General features: G+C 55.4%; 14 protein-coding genes. 3 read left to right on the top strand and 11 right to left on the bottom strand.

Translation table 11 applies throughout. The features are described from left to right. Positions 1-29: 29 nt before the first annotated feature. Positions 30-296, bottom strand: coding sequence for a PTS sugar transporter subunit IIB (locus AAF463_RS00450; protein ID WP_101763934.1), 267 nt, complete (start codon positions 294-296; stop codon positions 30-32). A 15-nt stretch (positions 297-311) separates the two neighbouring features. Then, entirely contained in the window at positions 312-755 is a 444-nt protein-coding gene (locus AAF463_RS00455) for a PTS sugar transporter subunit IIA (protein ID WP_350261361.1), read from the bottom strand. Positions 756-1,050: 295 nt separating this feature from the next. Here AAF463_RS00455 and AAF463_RS00460 point away from each other — a divergent pair, with 295 nt between their 5' ends. From AAF463_RS00460 to AAF463_RS00470, 3 genes are all read left to right on the top strand, one after another. Next, positions 1,051-2,076: a LacI family DNA-binding transcriptional regulator gene (locus AAF463_RS00460; RefSeq protein WP_101763827.1), complete on the top strand. Its 1,026-nt coding sequence runs from the start codon at positions 1,051-1,053 to the stop codon at positions 2,074-2,076. A gap of 160 nt (positions 2,077-2,236) precedes the next feature. Beyond that, entirely contained in the window at positions 2,237-2,854 is a 618-nt protein-coding gene (gene sodA, locus AAF463_RS00465) for a superoxide dismutase [Mn] (RefSeq protein ID WP_350261362.1), read from the top strand. Between the two features lie 188 nt (positions 2,855-3,042). Beyond that, positions 3,043-4,005, top strand: coding sequence for a VirK/YbjX family protein (locus tag AAF463_RS00470; RefSeq protein WP_350261363.1), 963 nt, complete (start codon positions 3,043-3,045; stop codon positions 4,003-4,005). Between the two features lie 7 nt (positions 4,006-4,012). Here the strand turns inward: AAF463_RS00470 and AAF463_RS00475 are convergent, their stop codons facing one another. The 9 genes from AAF463_RS00475 to AAF463_RS00515 form a co-directional block, all read right to left on the bottom strand. Beyond that, a complete protein-coding gene (locus tag AAF463_RS00475) occupies positions 4,013-4,375 on the bottom strand; it encodes a YibL family ribosome-associated protein (protein WP_007893377.1) in 363 nt (120 codons plus the stop codon). A gap of 176 nt (positions 4,376-4,551) precedes the next feature. Beyond that, on the bottom strand, positions 4,552-5,097 hold the full coding sequence (gene mtlR, locus AAF463_RS00480) for a mannitol operon repressor MtlR (protein WP_206098224.1): 546 nt from the start codon (positions 5,095-5,097) through the stop codon (positions 4,552-4,554). 60 nt (positions 5,098-5,157) lie between these two features. After that, positions 5,158-6,306 carry a mannitol-1-phosphate 5-dehydrogenase gene (gene mtlD / locus AAF463_RS00485; RefSeq protein WP_101763824.1) on the bottom strand — a complete coding sequence of 383 codons (1,149 nt, stop codon included), beginning with the start codon at positions 6,304-6,306 and terminating at the stop codon, positions 5,158-5,160. Between the two features lie 94 nt (positions 6,307-6,400). After that, positions 6,401-8,335, bottom strand: a complete 1,935-nt coding sequence (locus AAF463_RS00490) for a PTS mannitol transporter subunit IICBA (protein ID WP_101763823.1) — start codon at positions 8,333-8,335, stop codon at positions 6,401-6,403. Between the two features lie 457 nt (positions 8,336-8,792). After that, the gene (locus AAF463_RS00495; protein ID WP_350261364.1) at positions 8,793-9,506 is read right to left on the bottom strand and encodes a DUF3053 domain-containing protein; all 714 of its coding nucleotides are present in this window, start codon (positions 9,504-9,506) and stop codon (positions 8,793-8,795) included. Positions 9,507-9,829: 323 nt separating this feature from the next. Then, entirely contained in the window at positions 9,830-11,428 is a 1,599-nt protein-coding gene (locus AAF463_RS00500; RefSeq protein WP_350261365.1) for a gamma-glutamyltransferase family protein, read from the bottom strand. 9 nt (positions 11,429-11,437) lie between these two features. Further along, positions 11,438-12,319, bottom strand: a complete 882-nt coding sequence (locus AAF463_RS00505; protein ID WP_350261366.1) for an ABC transporter permease — start codon at positions 12,317-12,319, stop codon at positions 11,438-11,440. 2 nt (positions 12,320-12,321) lie between these two features. After that, positions 12,322-13,263 carry an ABC transporter permease gene (locus AAF463_RS00510; RefSeq protein ID WP_137384873.1) on the bottom strand — a complete coding sequence of 314 codons (942 nt, stop codon included), beginning with the start codon at positions 13,261-13,263 and terminating at the stop codon, positions 12,322-12,324. 17 nt (positions 13,264-13,280) lie between these two features. Beyond that, positions 13,281-14,798, bottom strand: a complete 1,518-nt coding sequence (locus AAF463_RS00515) for an ABC transporter substrate-binding protein (protein WP_192236854.1) — start codon at positions 14,796-14,798, stop codon at positions 13,281-13,283. Position 14,799 lies beyond the last annotated feature (1 nt).

The following is a 14,799-nucleotide window of genomic DNA, read 5'->3' on the forward strand; positions in this document are numbered from 1 at the left end:
TGAGTAAAGTTTTTCGGGATAAACTGTTGTTAGATATTTTCAGCCAAAATTTCTTTAATCTTTGCATTATCCAGCAGGTTTGTCAGACCAACGACTTTCGCGCTGTGCCCGGCTAATTGGTCGGCAATATCTTTTGCGGCAATGATTAAATCAGCCTGTTCAGATTTCGCAGAGGTTAAATCGGTATGGCCCACTTCTGCCTCTTTGCCTAATTCCGCCACAATCTTCTTCACGTTCATTTCAACAATAAAGCTGCTACCTAAACCATTTCCACACACAATCAGGACTTTTTTCATCATAGGGTTCTCTGGTTATTTATTTTCAATGACAGCTTCAATCGCTGACAGGGTAGAAGCCGACAGCAACTGCTGCAGGCGGGATTCGTCGCTGAACACGTCCGCTAAGGCGGTGATCATCTGAATGTGATCGTCACCAGATACCGCGCACAGCATGATGACCACATAAACCGGATCGTTTTCATCGGCCTGAAAATTCACGCCATTTTTCACATGCAGCAACGACAGGCCGTTTTTGCGCGCGCCTTGTTCCGGGCGGGCATGCGGCATCGCCAGGCCCGGGGCCAGCACGTAGTAAGGGCCGAGTTCGGCATGCGAAGTGAAGATGGCATCGAGATAAGCCGGGCTGATCGCCCCAGCGGCCAGCAGCGGTTCGGCAGATAATCGCACTGCTTCCTGCCAGACGCTAACCTGCTCGACTACCCGAATATGTTGCGGCGTTAGCCATTGAGTGAGCATCAGTCATTCCTGTTTATTCGTCGATGGAGTGCAATGTAGGTTATTTTCTCAGCGGTTTTCTGTGATGATTGTCGCAAAAGTTAGCGCTAACACCGTTATTGTTAAAAAACGTGTTATCGCTAACATTTCCTTGCTGTGCGTTTGTCTTGGTTGCAAGCACCTGACATGCTCAATCATTCTGAAAAGATCGCGGGGTGAGGCATGCCCGAAACTGTGGTTTTTCACATGGCGCGTTAACAGATTTGGTTTTAAGCTGCGTCCTGGCAAAAAAGTAGCGAGTAATGCAGGAGATCGCATGACAGAAAAAAAACGGCGCGGTACCGGTAAAAGCACTTTAGCCGATGTTGCCCGTTTGGTGGGCGTAAGCACCATGACAGCGTCGCGCGCGCTACGCATGCCGGAGAAAGTGTCGCCTGAAATTCGCGCCAAAATCGATGCGGCGGTGATTGAGCTCTCCTATGTGCCGAATGTGCAGGCGAGCAATCTGGCATCGGCCACATCACGCCTGATCACCATGGTGGTGCCATCGTTTGCCACGCCGGGCAGTGCAATTGTGTCCGAAGCGCTACAGGAAGTGCTGCGGCCGCAGGGCTATAACATGATGCTGGCTGAAGCCAACCATTCGGCGGCAGAAGAGAGCGAGCTGATTGAAATGTTGCTCTCCTATAATCCGGCGGCGATGGTGCATTTCAATTTCGATAACGCCGCCGAAGCGCATCGTCTGCTGAGCAATTCCGGGCTGCCGGTCATGGATATTGGCGGCGTGCATCAGGATTCGGCGGGGATCAGCATTGGTGTCGATTACGCCAAAGCGATTCGCCAACTGGTGCAAAGTCTGGTCGAGCGCGGCTATCGCAATCTCGGTTTGCTGTGCACGCAGAGTAATAACACCATCTTCCGCCAGCTGCTGAATGGCTGGCACAGCGGCATGCTGGCGATGAATCAGGCGCCGCATCGCGTGGTGACCTCACCGAAAATGCCGACCTTTGCCGCCGGGCACAGCTTGCTGGCGGAAATTCGCCTGACCTGGCCGGAGCTGGATGTGCTGATTTGCACCAGCGACGAAGTGGCCTGCGGCGCTATCATGGCGTGCCATGCGGCGGGGATTGCGATTCCCAGCCAGTTGGCGATTGCCAGCATCGGCGGCGGTCCGCTGGCGGCCGTATGTTCGCCGCCGCTCACCAGCATTGTGCTGCCGTATGAAGAGATGGGGCGCATGGCGGGTAAACGTCTGCTGGCGGCGCTCAAAGGTGATGAGCCGCCAGCCATCAATGAACTGCCGGTGCAGCTAAAACTGCGCGCCAGCAGCCACAAGGTGTAGCCGTGCGTGCGCACCTTTTCCCAGATTCATCAAATCCTTATCAATTCTAAGGCATTGATAACCCTTTTACGGATCATGTTTTTAACTATAATGATCCGACTGCTTACGCGGCACACCCAGTGAGGTGGTGCTGCAAAACACTAAAATGGAGAGGAAGAACATGAGTTATTCACTGCCATCCCTGCCGTATGCGTACGACGCACTGGAACCGCACTTCGACAAGCAGACGATGGAAATCCATCACACTAAACACCACCAGACCTACGTTAACAACGCTAACGCTGCGCTGGAAGGTACCGAATTCGCTGACCTGCCGGTAGAAGAGCTGATCACCAAACTGGATCAGCTGCCAGCAGACAAAAAAGGCCCACTGCGTAACAACGCAGGCGGCCACGCTAACCACAGCTTCTTCTGGAAAGGTCTGAAGCTGGGCACCTCGCTGCAGGGCGACCTGAAAGCCGCCATCGAAAAAGATTTCGGTAGCGTTGAAGCTTTCCAGGCTGAGTTTGAGAAAGCCGCGACTACTCGCTTCGGTTCAGGCTGGGCGTGGCTGGTGAAAAAAGGCGACAAACTGGCTGTGGTTTCAACCGCAAACCAGGATAGCCCGCTGATGGGTGAAGCCGTTGCTGGCGTTTCAGGCACGCCGATCATCGGTCTGGACGTGTGGGAACACGCTTACTACCTGAAGTATCAGAACAAACGTCCTGATTACATCAAAGCATTCTGGAACGTAATGAACTGGGACGAAGCTGCAGCACGTTTCGCTGCTGCGAAGTAAGTTCAGGCGATAGCCGCAACGCACTAAACCGGTGATCTCTTCACCGGTTTTTTTTCGCCTTTATAAACCCTTTCTAAACGACCTGAATATTCCCGCACACGACTATTCCGCTGCGAAAGCTATTAACCTGCCGTTGATAATTTGGGGCATATAGTGGCGATAATTTGTCTCGTCAAGCCTAAATAATCATGTCTACTATCGCAACTTCTGTGACGAATAATGATTCGTCAGCACCGCTATTTTTGCCGTTAATAAGCGGAAAGTTCAGGCCAAATAAATTATGGAATAGCGGAAGATTTCGCGCGAAATTTGCCTTAAGATCGCTGGTGTTTCCAGTAACTACCTTTAATTACCTGCACCAGTTGGCGCAATTATCTGCGTTACCACAGCTGTTGACCATGCAGGGTTTGCTGCCGGCGAAGCCACATCGTCCTTATCTGCGTGCGGGATTCAGCGTGGCGCAGCGCGCACAGGCGATCATCGATCACTATACGTTGATGGATCAGTTAGATAATGCGACGCTGCGTCAGCTGTTGCAGAGTCCGGGTGATAATTTGCTGGCCACCCTGAGCGGCAAAAATGATGAGACGTATGTGATTCACTGCTGTCCGGGCCGCTTTGACCGTGAAGGTGAAATTACTTTGGAATTGCGCTATGAAACGCAGTTAATTGCGTCGCTCTCTTTCTCAATTATTCGCGAACAGCAGAAGCGCACGTTATTAATTGGTGGATTGCAGGGACCGCGTAAGCATATTTCCAACGATGTGATTCGCGATGCCACCAAAGCGGCGCATGGCGTATTCCCAAAACGTCTGTTGATGGAAGCAGTATTTAATCTGGCTGAACAGTGTGGCGTTGAAGCGATCACCGCCGTTGGCGATACCACGCACGTGTTTCGCAGCCTGCGCTATCGTCACAGTAAAGGCGATAAGTTCTTTGCCAGCTACAGCGAGTTTTGGTTGTCGTTGGGTGGCGTGGCGCGGGCCGATGAGCTATTTGCGTTGCCGTTACGCGCAGAGCGTAAAGATCTGGAAGAGATTGCCAGCAAGAAGCGCGCCGAGTATCGCCGTCGCTATGCCTTGCTGGACAGTCTGAATGAACAAGTTCATCAGGCGGCGGGCATCCTACGCGACGTTTCACACGCCGCGTAAGTCAAGATTAGAACGGCTGCTTCGCGTAGCCGGTCATCACTTTCAGTCCCATCTCACGTCCGAGCGCGGTCATTGGGTGTACCACCACCAGGCCGCGCACGCTTTTCTTGAATGCGCCCATGTTGGCTTGTTCTTTTTTGGTGATTTCGCGGCTAAAGCCCAGCTTCTGCAGCTGTTGCGCTTCTTTGCTCAGCTTCTCGGTGCGCACACCGCGCAGGCGCTCAATTTCCAGCTCCAGCTTCTCTTTTTCACGCAGCAGTTCACCGAGCTTTTCGGCATCGCCAGAGGCTAACAGCGGGGCTTCTTTGCGGTTGAGCGCATCGAGCTGATCGCTCAGAAGTTTGATCTCGGCTTTTTCTTGTTCTTTCATTGGGGGAAAACTCGTTAAGGAAAACAGGCAAAGGATACATCAAATTCAGGCAACTTTGCAGCGCATGACTTCGCGCGATAAATCGCGCCGCGACAATGCGTGCTGATTTAACACGTAGATGTCTCACGCGCACTTATCCGCAGCGGCACGGTTCATCGCGCTTGTTCATACGAAAACTACAGCGCCGGCTTTTTAAACACCTGCTTATGCGAAATCCGTGAAATCAGCTCGGTGAGCGACAGCACCATGGTTGAACGCACCATCTGCAGATAGCGCTGTTGCTGCATGGAGCGCAGTTGGTCGTCGTCGCGGTTGAAGTCTGGCTGCGGTGGCCAGGCGGCCACGCAGTGCAGTTCGCCAAACGGGCCGAGGATCTCATCGTCGATAAAACGATAATCGCTGATATCGTGATTCAGCTCCTCACGCAGCGCCAGCAGCAGTTCACAATCTTCGTACTCATGCCGGTTGATCACGCCCAGGCCGTAAATCAGCTTGAGGCGAACCGAGAGTTCGCCCAGCGGACCATCACCCAGCAGCAGCGGTTCTACCGCGTATTTAACCGCGTAATCGTCCTTGCGAAACACTTGCAGCACCAGCAGGTTAACCGCTTCGGTCAGCAGCTCAACGGCGGCGATCAGGAAGCTTCTCACCGAACGACCGGCGTTCAGGCGCTCAAGCACCCGGTTTTCAAAAGCCTGCTTCTCTTCCATCATTGCCTGCATCGTTCAGCTACCGCCAGCGGGCACGCAAGCGCGCCCGAGTTAACCACTAAAGGGCGCGCATTATGCCATAGCGTTGTAAGCGCTCACCACTGAGGTGACCACTTCGCTGTTGGCATCCAGGCCAGAAATTTCCGCCAGCGTGGCTTGCGGGCCTTTTTCTGCCAGCAGCGCGACCAGTTCCTGCGCCTGCGGATCGGCTTCGCTGCGATAGTGCATCGCGGCGGCAATGCCCTGAACCAGATTATCGTGCGGCAGCTGATACTCCAGCGTGCCCAGCGTTGGCTTGATCAGGCGATCGCCCGCGCTGAGTTTACGCAGCGGCTGACGACCGACGCGCTCAACGTCATCTTTCAGGTACGGGTTTTCGAAGCGGGTGAGGATTTTCTGGATATAGGCAGCATGTTTATCGGCTTCAAAACCATAACGCTTGATCAGCACGGCGCCGCTCTCCTGCATCGCGCCTTGCACTACCGCACGCACGTTCTCATCGAGAATCGCGTCACGAATGGTAGCGTGACCAGCCAGCTGGCCGAGATACGCGGTGATGGCGTGACCGGTATTGAGAGTGAACAGCTTGCGCTCAACGAATGCCATCAGGTTGTCGGTCAATTCCATGCCAGGAATGTTCGGCAATTCCCCTTTGAACTGGGTTTTATCAACAATCCACTCGCTGAAGGTTTCCACGGTGACTTCCAGCGGATCGGTGGTGCCCGCTTCGGACGGCGGCACGATGCGGTCTACCGCGGAATCCACGAAGCCAACATGCGTTTCAACCCATGCGTGATACTGCTCTGGCAGCGCTTTTAGCACGTGCTGTTTCAGCTGGCTGGTACCGCGCACCATGTTTTCACAGGCGATGATGTTGAGTGGACGCACATTACCGCTGTCGCTGCGTTTGGCCAGACCTTTCGCGACGCCACCGGCGATGCGCTCCAGAATCTGCGGGCCAACCGCCGTGGTCACGATATCAACCTCAGCAATCAGCGTAACGATGTCATCGCTGGTGCTGTTAACGGCGCTCACGCCTGTTACGATTTCGACTTTTGCCTGTTCGCCAACCACATGAACCGGATACTCATGACGGGCGTTAAGGGCATCAAGTACCACCTGATTGACGTCAGCAAACACCAGCTCGATGCCGGCATCTGCCAGTAACTTACCGATAAAACCGCGACCGATGTTACCTGCTCCAAAATGTAACGCTTTCATAAATTTGACCCATATCAAATGACGAAAGGGCGGGCAAGTCCGCCCCGGAAATGTGGGACGGGCTTACCCGCCCCAGGGAAGGTAAAACGGGGTATTACGCTTTGACGGTGCTGCCCGAGAGCAGATCCAACACGTCCTGCACGCTGGTGGTATTGGCCAGCTTCTCAATCACGCTGTCATCATCCAGCGCGTTGGTCAGGCTGGTAATCACCTGAATGTGCTCGTTATTGCGAGCGGCGATACCAATCACCAAACGCGCCACGTCTTCTGGCTCATCACCAAACTGTACGCCCGCCGGATACTGACAGAACACCACGCCGGTTTTCAGCACGCGGTCTTTCGCTTCTACAGTACCGTGTGGCACAGCAATGGATTCACCGAGGTAAGTTGGCGTCAGCTTTTCGCGTTCCAGCATCGCGTCAACATATTCCGGCTGCACGTAGCCGCCTTTCACCAGCTGCTCACCCGCAAAGCGAATCGCCTGCTCTTTATGGGTGGCACTCAAACCGAGGAACACGTTGTCTGCACCCAGTTTGAACAGGTGCGCGTTGCCTTCGTCGTAGCTGTCAGCCAGCGTGGTCTGCACGGTTTCACGACGCGCTTCGCTGCGGTTAGCGGCCACCAGACGTTCGGTCAGGTTGCTGTACAGCGCGCTATCAAGGAAGTTGTTCAGCGAAATGTGCTGCGCCTGCGGCGCCTGACGCATTGCACGTTCGGTCAGATCGCGGTGGGTAATCACCAGATCAACGTCGCCCGGCAGCGAGTTAATCGCCGTGTTGGTGACAGAGATATTGCTCAGACCCGCGTCCTGCACTTTCTTACGCAGCACGCCCGCACCCATCGCACTTGAACCCATACCGGCGTCACAGGCTACGATGATTTTACGCACGTGGTTCAGGTCAACGCTCATCGCATCGCCAGCGACTGGCGAACCGGCAACAGCCTGACCTTTTGACTGCGCTTTCATATCCTGCATGCGCTGCGTCGCCGCTTCGATGTCGTCATCTTCTTTCACTTTGCTGGTTTTCAGCAGGATAGCTGAGACCACAAAAGAGACGGCAAACGCAGCGATAATGGCAGCGATATTCGCGAAGTAAGCGCCTTTTGGCGTCATCGCCAGCACCGCCAGGATGGAACCTGGAGAAGCCGGAGAGACCAGGCCACCGTTCAGCAGTGTCAGGGTGAATACGCCAGTCATACCGCCGAGAATAACCGCCAGCAACAGACGCGGCGCCATCAGCACGTATGGGAAGTAAATTTCGTGGATACCACCAAGGAAGTGGATGATCGCTGCACCGCCTGCAGATTGTTTGGCGCTACCGCGACCAAATACCATGTAGGCAACCAGCACGCCCATACCCGGACCTGGGTTGGCTTCAATCAGGAAGAAGATTGATTTGCCCGCCTCGCTCGCCTGCTGGATACCCAGCGGAGAGAAGATGCCGTGGTTGATGGCGTTATTGAGGAACAGGATTTTCGCCGGTTCAACAAAGATTGAGGTCAGCGGCAGCAGGTTGTTCTGCACCATCAGATTCACGCCCGCGGCGAGAATGTGTGACAGGCCTTCAACCAGTGGACCGATAGCGACAAACGCCAGCAGCGCCAGCAGCATACCAATGATACCGGCCGAGAAGTTGTTAACCAGCATCTCGAAGCCGCTTTTGATCTTGCCATCAACAACGCGGTCAAAGGATTTGATTGCCCAGCCGCCCAGCGGACCGGCAATCATGGAGCCGAGGAACATCGGCATATCGGCACCGACGATCACGCCCATGGTGGTGATCGCACCGACCACGCCACCGCGATCGCCGCCAACCAGACGTCCACCGGTGAAACCAATCAGCAGTGGCAGCAGGTAGGTGATCATTGGGCCGACGAGTTTCGCCAGCGTTTCGTTTGGAATCCATCCGGTTGGGATGAACAGCGCAGTGATGATACCCCATGCGATAAACGCACCGATGTTAGGCATCACCATATTACTCAGAAAGCGACCAAAGCTCTGAACCTTGACCTTTACTGATGAGGACATAAACCCACCCCTTATTGAGACGCGCTGCAATAAGAGAGCGCGTTTGTTTTTGTTTGAACGTTACGGCGGGGGCCGTGGCATTACTGTATGCACGCGGACTCTAGCACTAGTTTATTACGCTGCGTAGAGCTGCACCTAAGTGTGATGCAAATCACGCTAAGCTGGGGTGGTTGGGGGGCAATAAGGTGACATCGATCACAAAAAGGCGCTGTAAGAAAGCAACGATGCCGAAAAATTAAGCAAAACAAGGCGATGAATGTGACTTAAGTCACCTTTTAAGGTGGGCGCTTTGTTGTGTAAGTGTGATCAATGTCACAAACTATTTTTGGTCGAAAATGCGCCAGATCACAATATGCTGCAGCAGACAAGTGAGCTGTAAGGAAGTGACGAAATTCTGGAAAGGGACAACAGACTTTCAGGGTCGCCATTGATGGCGACCACTAAAATAGTTCGGCTGTTACAACCCGCCTTGCACCGCATTTTGCGCTTGCGTCAGCGCTTGCGCGTTGCTGGAGAGATTGCTCATCAGCGTGTTGTATTGCGTTGCCTGATCCTGGGTTGGGAACTGTACGCCGCCATCGTTGAAGGTTACACGCGTGCCTTGCGATTGCAGATAGTCGCCGGTTTGCACGGCTGCCTGGCTCAGCGCCTGCAGCTGTGGCAGCAGCGGAATCAGCGTGCTAGCTGGCTGCGTCACGACTTTGACGTAGGCCGCGTCATACACTTTCTTCAGATCATCCGGCTGCTTCAGGGTGGCTTTGCTGCTGTCCGCCTGCATTTTGGCGCTCTGAATCTGCTGGGTCAGCACGCTCAGATTGCCGCTGGCCTGGCGCAGGCTATCGCGACGCGTGAGGTAATCCTGCGGTACACGAATCGCTGCTAACTCATCAACCACCGGGCGCATACTTTGCTCAATCGCCTGATTGGTCTGCTGCGAGAAGCCATAAAGGATGGCGTAGTCGCTGGCGTAGTTGCCGAAGGTTTGCTTTTGGTTTTCACTCAGGCTTGGCAGATGTTCGCCGCTGCGCATCACCGTGTTCTGAAGGAAGTCACTGAACGCTTTACGCTGATCGCCCTCTTTGTCACCGCAGGCTGTGAGTTGCAGCACCACTAACGCGCTGACCATCAGCATGCCGGTACGCATCCAGATGCGAGAAATTCCTGACGCCATGATGAACTCCTGTTATGGCTAATTCGATTCGATGGGAATGGTCCTAAAGAATAGTGCAATGGCCTGACGGGTACAACGGGCGGCGTTTGCCTGGTGCGCATAAATGCGCACCCGATAAGGAAATGGCGGAATTCCAGGGTCACCCATTATGGTGTAATGCTCGTCAGTTAAGACATGAAAACCCATAATTACCGAGAGCACATATTGTAGCGGCGCAATTTATTGCGCGATAAATCGCGCCGCTACGGAATGTGCGGTGATTTAATAAGGTGCTTAGCTGATCGGCATTACACCCATTATGGTGACCGTTTTAACACGTTAAATCAAAACACCAGCGCCTGCCCATCCTTACGGCTTTCAGTGGCGGCGATATAGAAGCCTTGCGGATCGCGCACAATCGCCTGCGCACCGCCGAAGTTATAGCCGAGCAAAGGATCTTCCAGCGTGATCTGGTGCCCCATCTCGCGCAGCTTCGCCAGCACGTTACGGTCGATGCCGGGTTCAACCACCACCGCACGTCCTTGCTCAACGCGCCAGCGCGGTGCATCAATCGCTGCCTGCGGGTTTTGCTTATGCTGCATGATGCGCAGCGCCATCTGCAAATGACCTTGCGCCTGCATCGGGCCGCCCATCACGCCAAACGACATCAGCGGCTGGCCGTCACCGTCGAGGGCAAACGCCGGAATGATGGTGTGGAACGGACGTTTGCCGCCGGCGACCACATTGGGATGCTGCGGATCGAGCGAGAAACCGCAGCCACGATTTTGCAGGCTAATGCCGGTGCCCGGCACCACTACGCCAGAACCGAAGCCCATGTAGTTTGACTGTATAAAGGAAACCATCATGCCGCTGGCATCGGCGGTAGAAAGATAAACTGTGCCGCTCTGCTGCGGGGAGCCAAAGGTAAAATCTCCGGCCCAATCGGGATTAATCAACTGCGCGCGCTGTTTTAAATACTCATCACTGAGAAGCAATTCTGCCGGGAACTCGAGGTGATCGTAATCGCTGACATAGCGATCCAGATCGGCCAGCGCCAGCTTCATCGCTTCAATCGACAGATGCAGCCACGGCACCGAATCCGGTTCATAGCGACCAATATCCCACTGCTCAAGAATGCCCAACGCAATCAGGGTGGCAATGCCCTGACCGTTCGGCGGCAATTCCTGCACCGATCCGCCCGCAAACGGACGCGATAACAATTCTACCCAGTCGGCGCGATGATTTTTCAGATCATCAAGGCTCAGCGCCGCACCATGCTGCTCAGCAAACGCCACTATCTTTTCAGCCAGCTCGCCACGATAGAAGGCTTCACCGCGCGTTTCGGCGATTTTTTGCAGCGTTTCGGCTTGCGCCGGATTACGGAACAGCTCGCCGGCACACGGCGGTCGTCCATCGGGCGCAAAGCACTCGACGAAGCCGGGCTGATCTTTCAGCTTTTGGTAGGCGCGCTGCCACAGATGACCAATCAGCGGTGAAACCGGGAAACCATCGCGCGCGTATTCGATGGCCGGTTGCGCTAGCGTGGTGAGTGGTAGCGTGCCAAAGCGTTCGGCCAGCTCCACCCACGCCGAAACCGCGCCCGGCACGGTGACCGCTTCCCAGCCAATTTCCGGCATGGCATCGCGTCCGGCAAAGCGTTCCGGGTTCCATGCGGCGGGCGAGCGGCCCGAGGCATTCAAACCGTGCAGCTGTTTGCCATCCCAGATAATCGCAAAGGCGTCACTGCCGAGTCCGTTGCCGCTAGGCTCCAGCACGGTCAACGCCATTGCACTGGCAATCGCCGCATCTACCGCATTGCCGCCCTGTTGCAACATACGCATCCCGGCCTGCGCCGCCAGCGGCTGCGAAGTGGCAACCGCGTTGCGTCCCATCATCGGTACGCGGTGTGAGGCATAGCTGACGTTAAAATCCAGTTCACTCATGATCGTTCCTTAGTGTGAGTCATCACGTGGGTCGAGCGCGTCGCGCAAACCGTCGCCCAGCAGGTTGAAGCCCTGCACAGTGAGAAAAATAGCCAGGCCGGGGAAAATCGACATCCACGGCGCCTGTTCGAGAAAGCCTTTGGCGGTATTCAGCATCGCGCCCCATGAAGGCGAGGGCGGTTGCTGGCCGAGGCCAAGGAATGAGAGGCTGGCTTCGGTAATGATCGCCGAAGCAATCGCCAGCGTGGCCTGCACCAGAATTGGCGATAGCACATTGGGCAGCACGTAACGCAGGATGATCCAGCGATCGGGCAGGCCAATCGCTCGCGCGCCGTCAATGTACTCTTCGTGGCGTATGGCGATCACCTGGCCGCGCGTCAAGCGCGCGAAAATCGGCATCGCAGATAAACCGATGGCAATCATAGCGTTTGATAAGCTCGGGCCGAGAAACGCTCCCAGCGCGATTGCCAGAATCAGAAACGGGCATGCCAGCAGCGCTTCGATAAAGCGCGAAATAATGCCGTCGCACCAGCCTTGCCAGTAACCGGCAATCAACCCAAGCGGCACACCAATCAGAATGGCGATCAGCACCGAAATGCACCCCGCCAGCAGCGAAGCACGCGCGCCCCACACCAGGCGAGACAAAATATCGCGCCCCAGCTCATCGGTGCCGAACCAATGCAGCACCGTTGGCGCTTTGCGCACCGCAAGGAAATTGGCTTTAATGGGATCAAACGGTGCCAGCCACGGTGCCAGCAGCGCCACGGCGACAAACAGCAGCACAATCACCGCACCAATCAGCGCACTTTTATTACGCAGAAACTTTTTCAGCACCCGACGATTCGGCTTTGCCACTGCAGGCAGTGCGCCAGCGGTTAATACCTCGCTCATGGTCAGCCTCGCATTTTCGGGTTAATGATCATATAGAGCACATCAGCCAGCAGATTGAGCAGCAAGAAGCCAATCGCCACCACCAGCACCACGCCTTGCACCACGGCGTAATCACGGTTGAATACCGCATCGACAATCATCTTGCCAAAGCCGGGCAGCGTGAAGACCTGCTCGGTCAGCACCGCGCCACCCAGCAACTCGCCAAACAGCAGCGTGGTAAGAGTAACAATCGGCATCAGCGCATTACGCAACGCATGCTTGAGCACCACTTTCTTTGCCAGCAGCCCTTTGGCGCGTGCGGTGCGAATGTAATCCGCTTTCAGCACGGCGATCATTGAAGCGCGAGTGTGGCGCATTAACGTGGCGGCCAGTCCGGTACCAAGCACCAGCGCCGGCAGCAGCAGCGTTTTCAGGTTCTGCGCCACATCTTCGCTAACCGGCACAAAACCCGATGCCGGCAGCCATTGCAGGTGCACGGAAAACAGCAAAATCAGCAGAATACCGAGCCAGAAGTGAGGCACTGAAATCCCGGAAAGCGCGACAAAGTTGGTGGTGTGATCGACCCAACTGTCTTTGCGCACTGCGGCGATGATGCCCATGCTGATGCCAATCACCAGCGCGATAATCATCGCCAGCAATGACAATTCCAGCGTGACCGGCAATTTGCTGGCGATCAGCGCCGTCACCGGCTCTTTGGTGCGCAGCGACATGCCTAAATCGCCGGTTAGCGCATTACCCATCCAGGCGAAATATTGCGCGGGAATCGGATCGTCCAGATGATATTCCGCCCGCAGCTGGGCGATAACCGCTGGATCGCGCTCTTCGCCCGCCATCGCCAGCACCGGATCGCCCGGCAGCAGCTTTTGCAGTGCGAATACCATAATGCTCACCAGCAGCAGCGTCGGAATGGCCAGCAATAGCCGTTTTACAATCAGTTCCAGCATCCTCGCTCCTTAGCGGTTTACTGCGCCAGACTTACGCCAGCCAAACGTACCAATCCGTCCGGCCAGGCTTTGAAGCCCTGCAGTTTTTTCGACATGCCAAAAATGCGTGGCTCAAAGTAGAGGTAAGCAATCGGCATATCGCTTTGCAGTTGGTTCACCACCTGGGTGTACAGCGCCTGACGCTGTGCCTGGTCATTGGTAAGACGCGCGGCATTCAGCCACTCATCGACCTGCGCATTGCTGTAGCGTCCGTCATTGAGCGTGCCTTTGCTGTTAATAAACGAATAGATGCTGCCGTCCGGATCCGGACGACCAGACCAACCCGACAGGCTAAGCTGATAATCCCCGCGCTGCTGGCGATCCAACAGGGTGGCGAACTCACTCATTTGCAGATTGAGGTTGAAACCGGCTTCACCGACCATCGCCTGAATCACCTGGCCCACCTGTTGCGCGGTCGGGTTATTGCTGACCAGCAGCGTCAGATTCAGCGGTGTGGTAACACCCGCAGCCTTCAGCAGTGCTTTGGCTTTCTCAACATCGCGCGGTGCGATCGGTGTTTTGACGTGATACGCGCTGACCGGTGAAAACGCCTGATTGGCTGGCGTATATAAGCCTTCAAACGCCACCTGGTTCAGCGCATCACGGTCAATCGCCAGTGAGAACGCTTCACGCACCCGCGCATCTTTCAGCGGACTATTAGCATCGACTTTGCCGTTGTTGATATTGAAAGTGATGCCCTGGTAACCAAGACCTGTGACTTTTGCCAGCGCCAGTTTGCTATCGGCTTCAACGGTTTTCACATCGCTGGCGGCCACGCCTTCGGTGAGATCCAAATCGCCGGCACGCAGGTTCGCGAGGCGCACTGAAGCATCCGGGATCGGCAGGAAAATCACCTTATCGAAGTGATAGGCGCCTTTATTCCAGTAATTGTCATAGCGCTTCAGCACGATGCGATCCTGCTGAACACGGCTGTCGAACTGATACGGGCCAGAGCAGACCGGATGAGCGGCGAAATCGGGCTTTTTCGCCGCTTCCGGTGCCAGCATGGCTCCGGCGCGGTCGGTCAGCTGGCTCAGCAGCGCCGCATCCGGGTTTTTCAGGTGGAACTTCACCTGCATCGGGCCGCTCACTTCCACGCTTTCAATCGAGGAGATTTCACTTTTACGCAGCGAACCCGGCAGCGTTTGCGCACGTTCGATATTGAATTTCACCGCTTGCGCATCAAATTTTTCGCCATCGTGGAAGGTCACGCCGCTGCGCAGATTCATGGTCAGCGTTTTGCCGTCCTCGCTCCACGCCCAATCGGTCGCGAGACCCGGTACCACTTTGAGGTTTTGGTCAACATCGACCAAACGATCGCACATGGCCGCAAACACAAAACGGCCGTAATAGGTGCGCGCCAGATGCGGATCGAGCATGTCGGGATCGGCGCCCAGGCCGATGCGAATCACGCTGTCAGCCTGGCTGTGGGCGCTAGCCCCGAGCAGTAACAGACCGCTGAGGGCGGTTAATAACGTATGACGAGCTTGCTTCACG

This window comes from Pantoea sp. BJ2 (assembly GCF_040255075.1).
In the GTDB taxonomy this organism is placed as follows: Bacteria; Pseudomonadota; Gammaproteobacteria; order Enterobacterales; family Enterobacteriaceae; genus Pantoea; species Pantoea leporis.

Bases quoted from the DNA above. Each gene is read 5' to 3' on its own strand.
- AAF463_RS00450 (WP_101763934.1), bottom strand. From the start codon at position 296: ATGAAAAAAGTCCTGATTGTGTGTGGAAATGGTTTAGGTAGCAGCTTT.
- AAF463_RS00455 (WP_350261361.1), bottom strand. From the start codon at position 755: ATGCTCACTCAATGGCTAACGCCGCAACATATTCGGGTAGTCGAGCAG.
- AAF463_RS00460 (WP_101763827.1), top strand. From the start codon at position 1,051: ATGACAGAAAAAAAACGGCGCGGTACCGGTAAAAGCACTTTAGCCGAT.
- sodA (WP_350261362.1), top strand. From the start codon at position 2,237: ATGAGTTATTCACTGCCATCCCTGCCGTATGCGTACGACGCACTGGAA.
- AAF463_RS00470 (WP_350261363.1), top strand. From the start codon at position 3,043: ATGTCTACTATCGCAACTTCTGTGACGAATAATGATTCGTCAGCACCG.
- AAF463_RS00475 (WP_007893377.1), bottom strand. From the start codon at position 4,375: ATGAAAGAACAAGAAAAAGCCGAGATCAAACTTCTGAGCGATCAGCTC.
- mtlR (WP_206098224.1), bottom strand. From the start codon at position 5,097: ATGCAGGCAATGATGGAAGAGAAGCAGGCTTTTGAAAACCGGGTGCTT.
- mtlD (WP_101763824.1), bottom strand. From the start codon at position 6,306: ATGAAAGCGTTACATTTTGGAGCAGGTAACATCGGTCGCGGTTTTATC.
- AAF463_RS00490 (WP_101763823.1), bottom strand. From the start codon at position 8,335: ATGTCCTCATCAGTAAAGGTCAAGGTTCAGAGCTTTGGTCGCTTTCTG.
- AAF463_RS00495 (WP_350261364.1), bottom strand. From the start codon at position 9,506: ATGGCGTCAGGAATTTCTCGCATCTGGATGCGTACCGGCATGCTGATG.
- AAF463_RS00500 (WP_350261365.1), bottom strand. From the start codon at position 11,428: ATGAGTGAACTGGATTTTAACGTCAGCTATGCCTCACACCGCGTACCG.
- AAF463_RS00505 (WP_350261366.1), bottom strand. From the start codon at position 12,319: ATGAGCGAGGTATTAACCGCTGGCGCACTGCCTGCAGTGGCAAAGCCG.
- AAF463_RS00510 (WP_137384873.1), bottom strand. From the start codon at position 13,263: ATGCTGGAACTGATTGTAAAACGGCTATTGCTGGCCATTCCGACGCTG.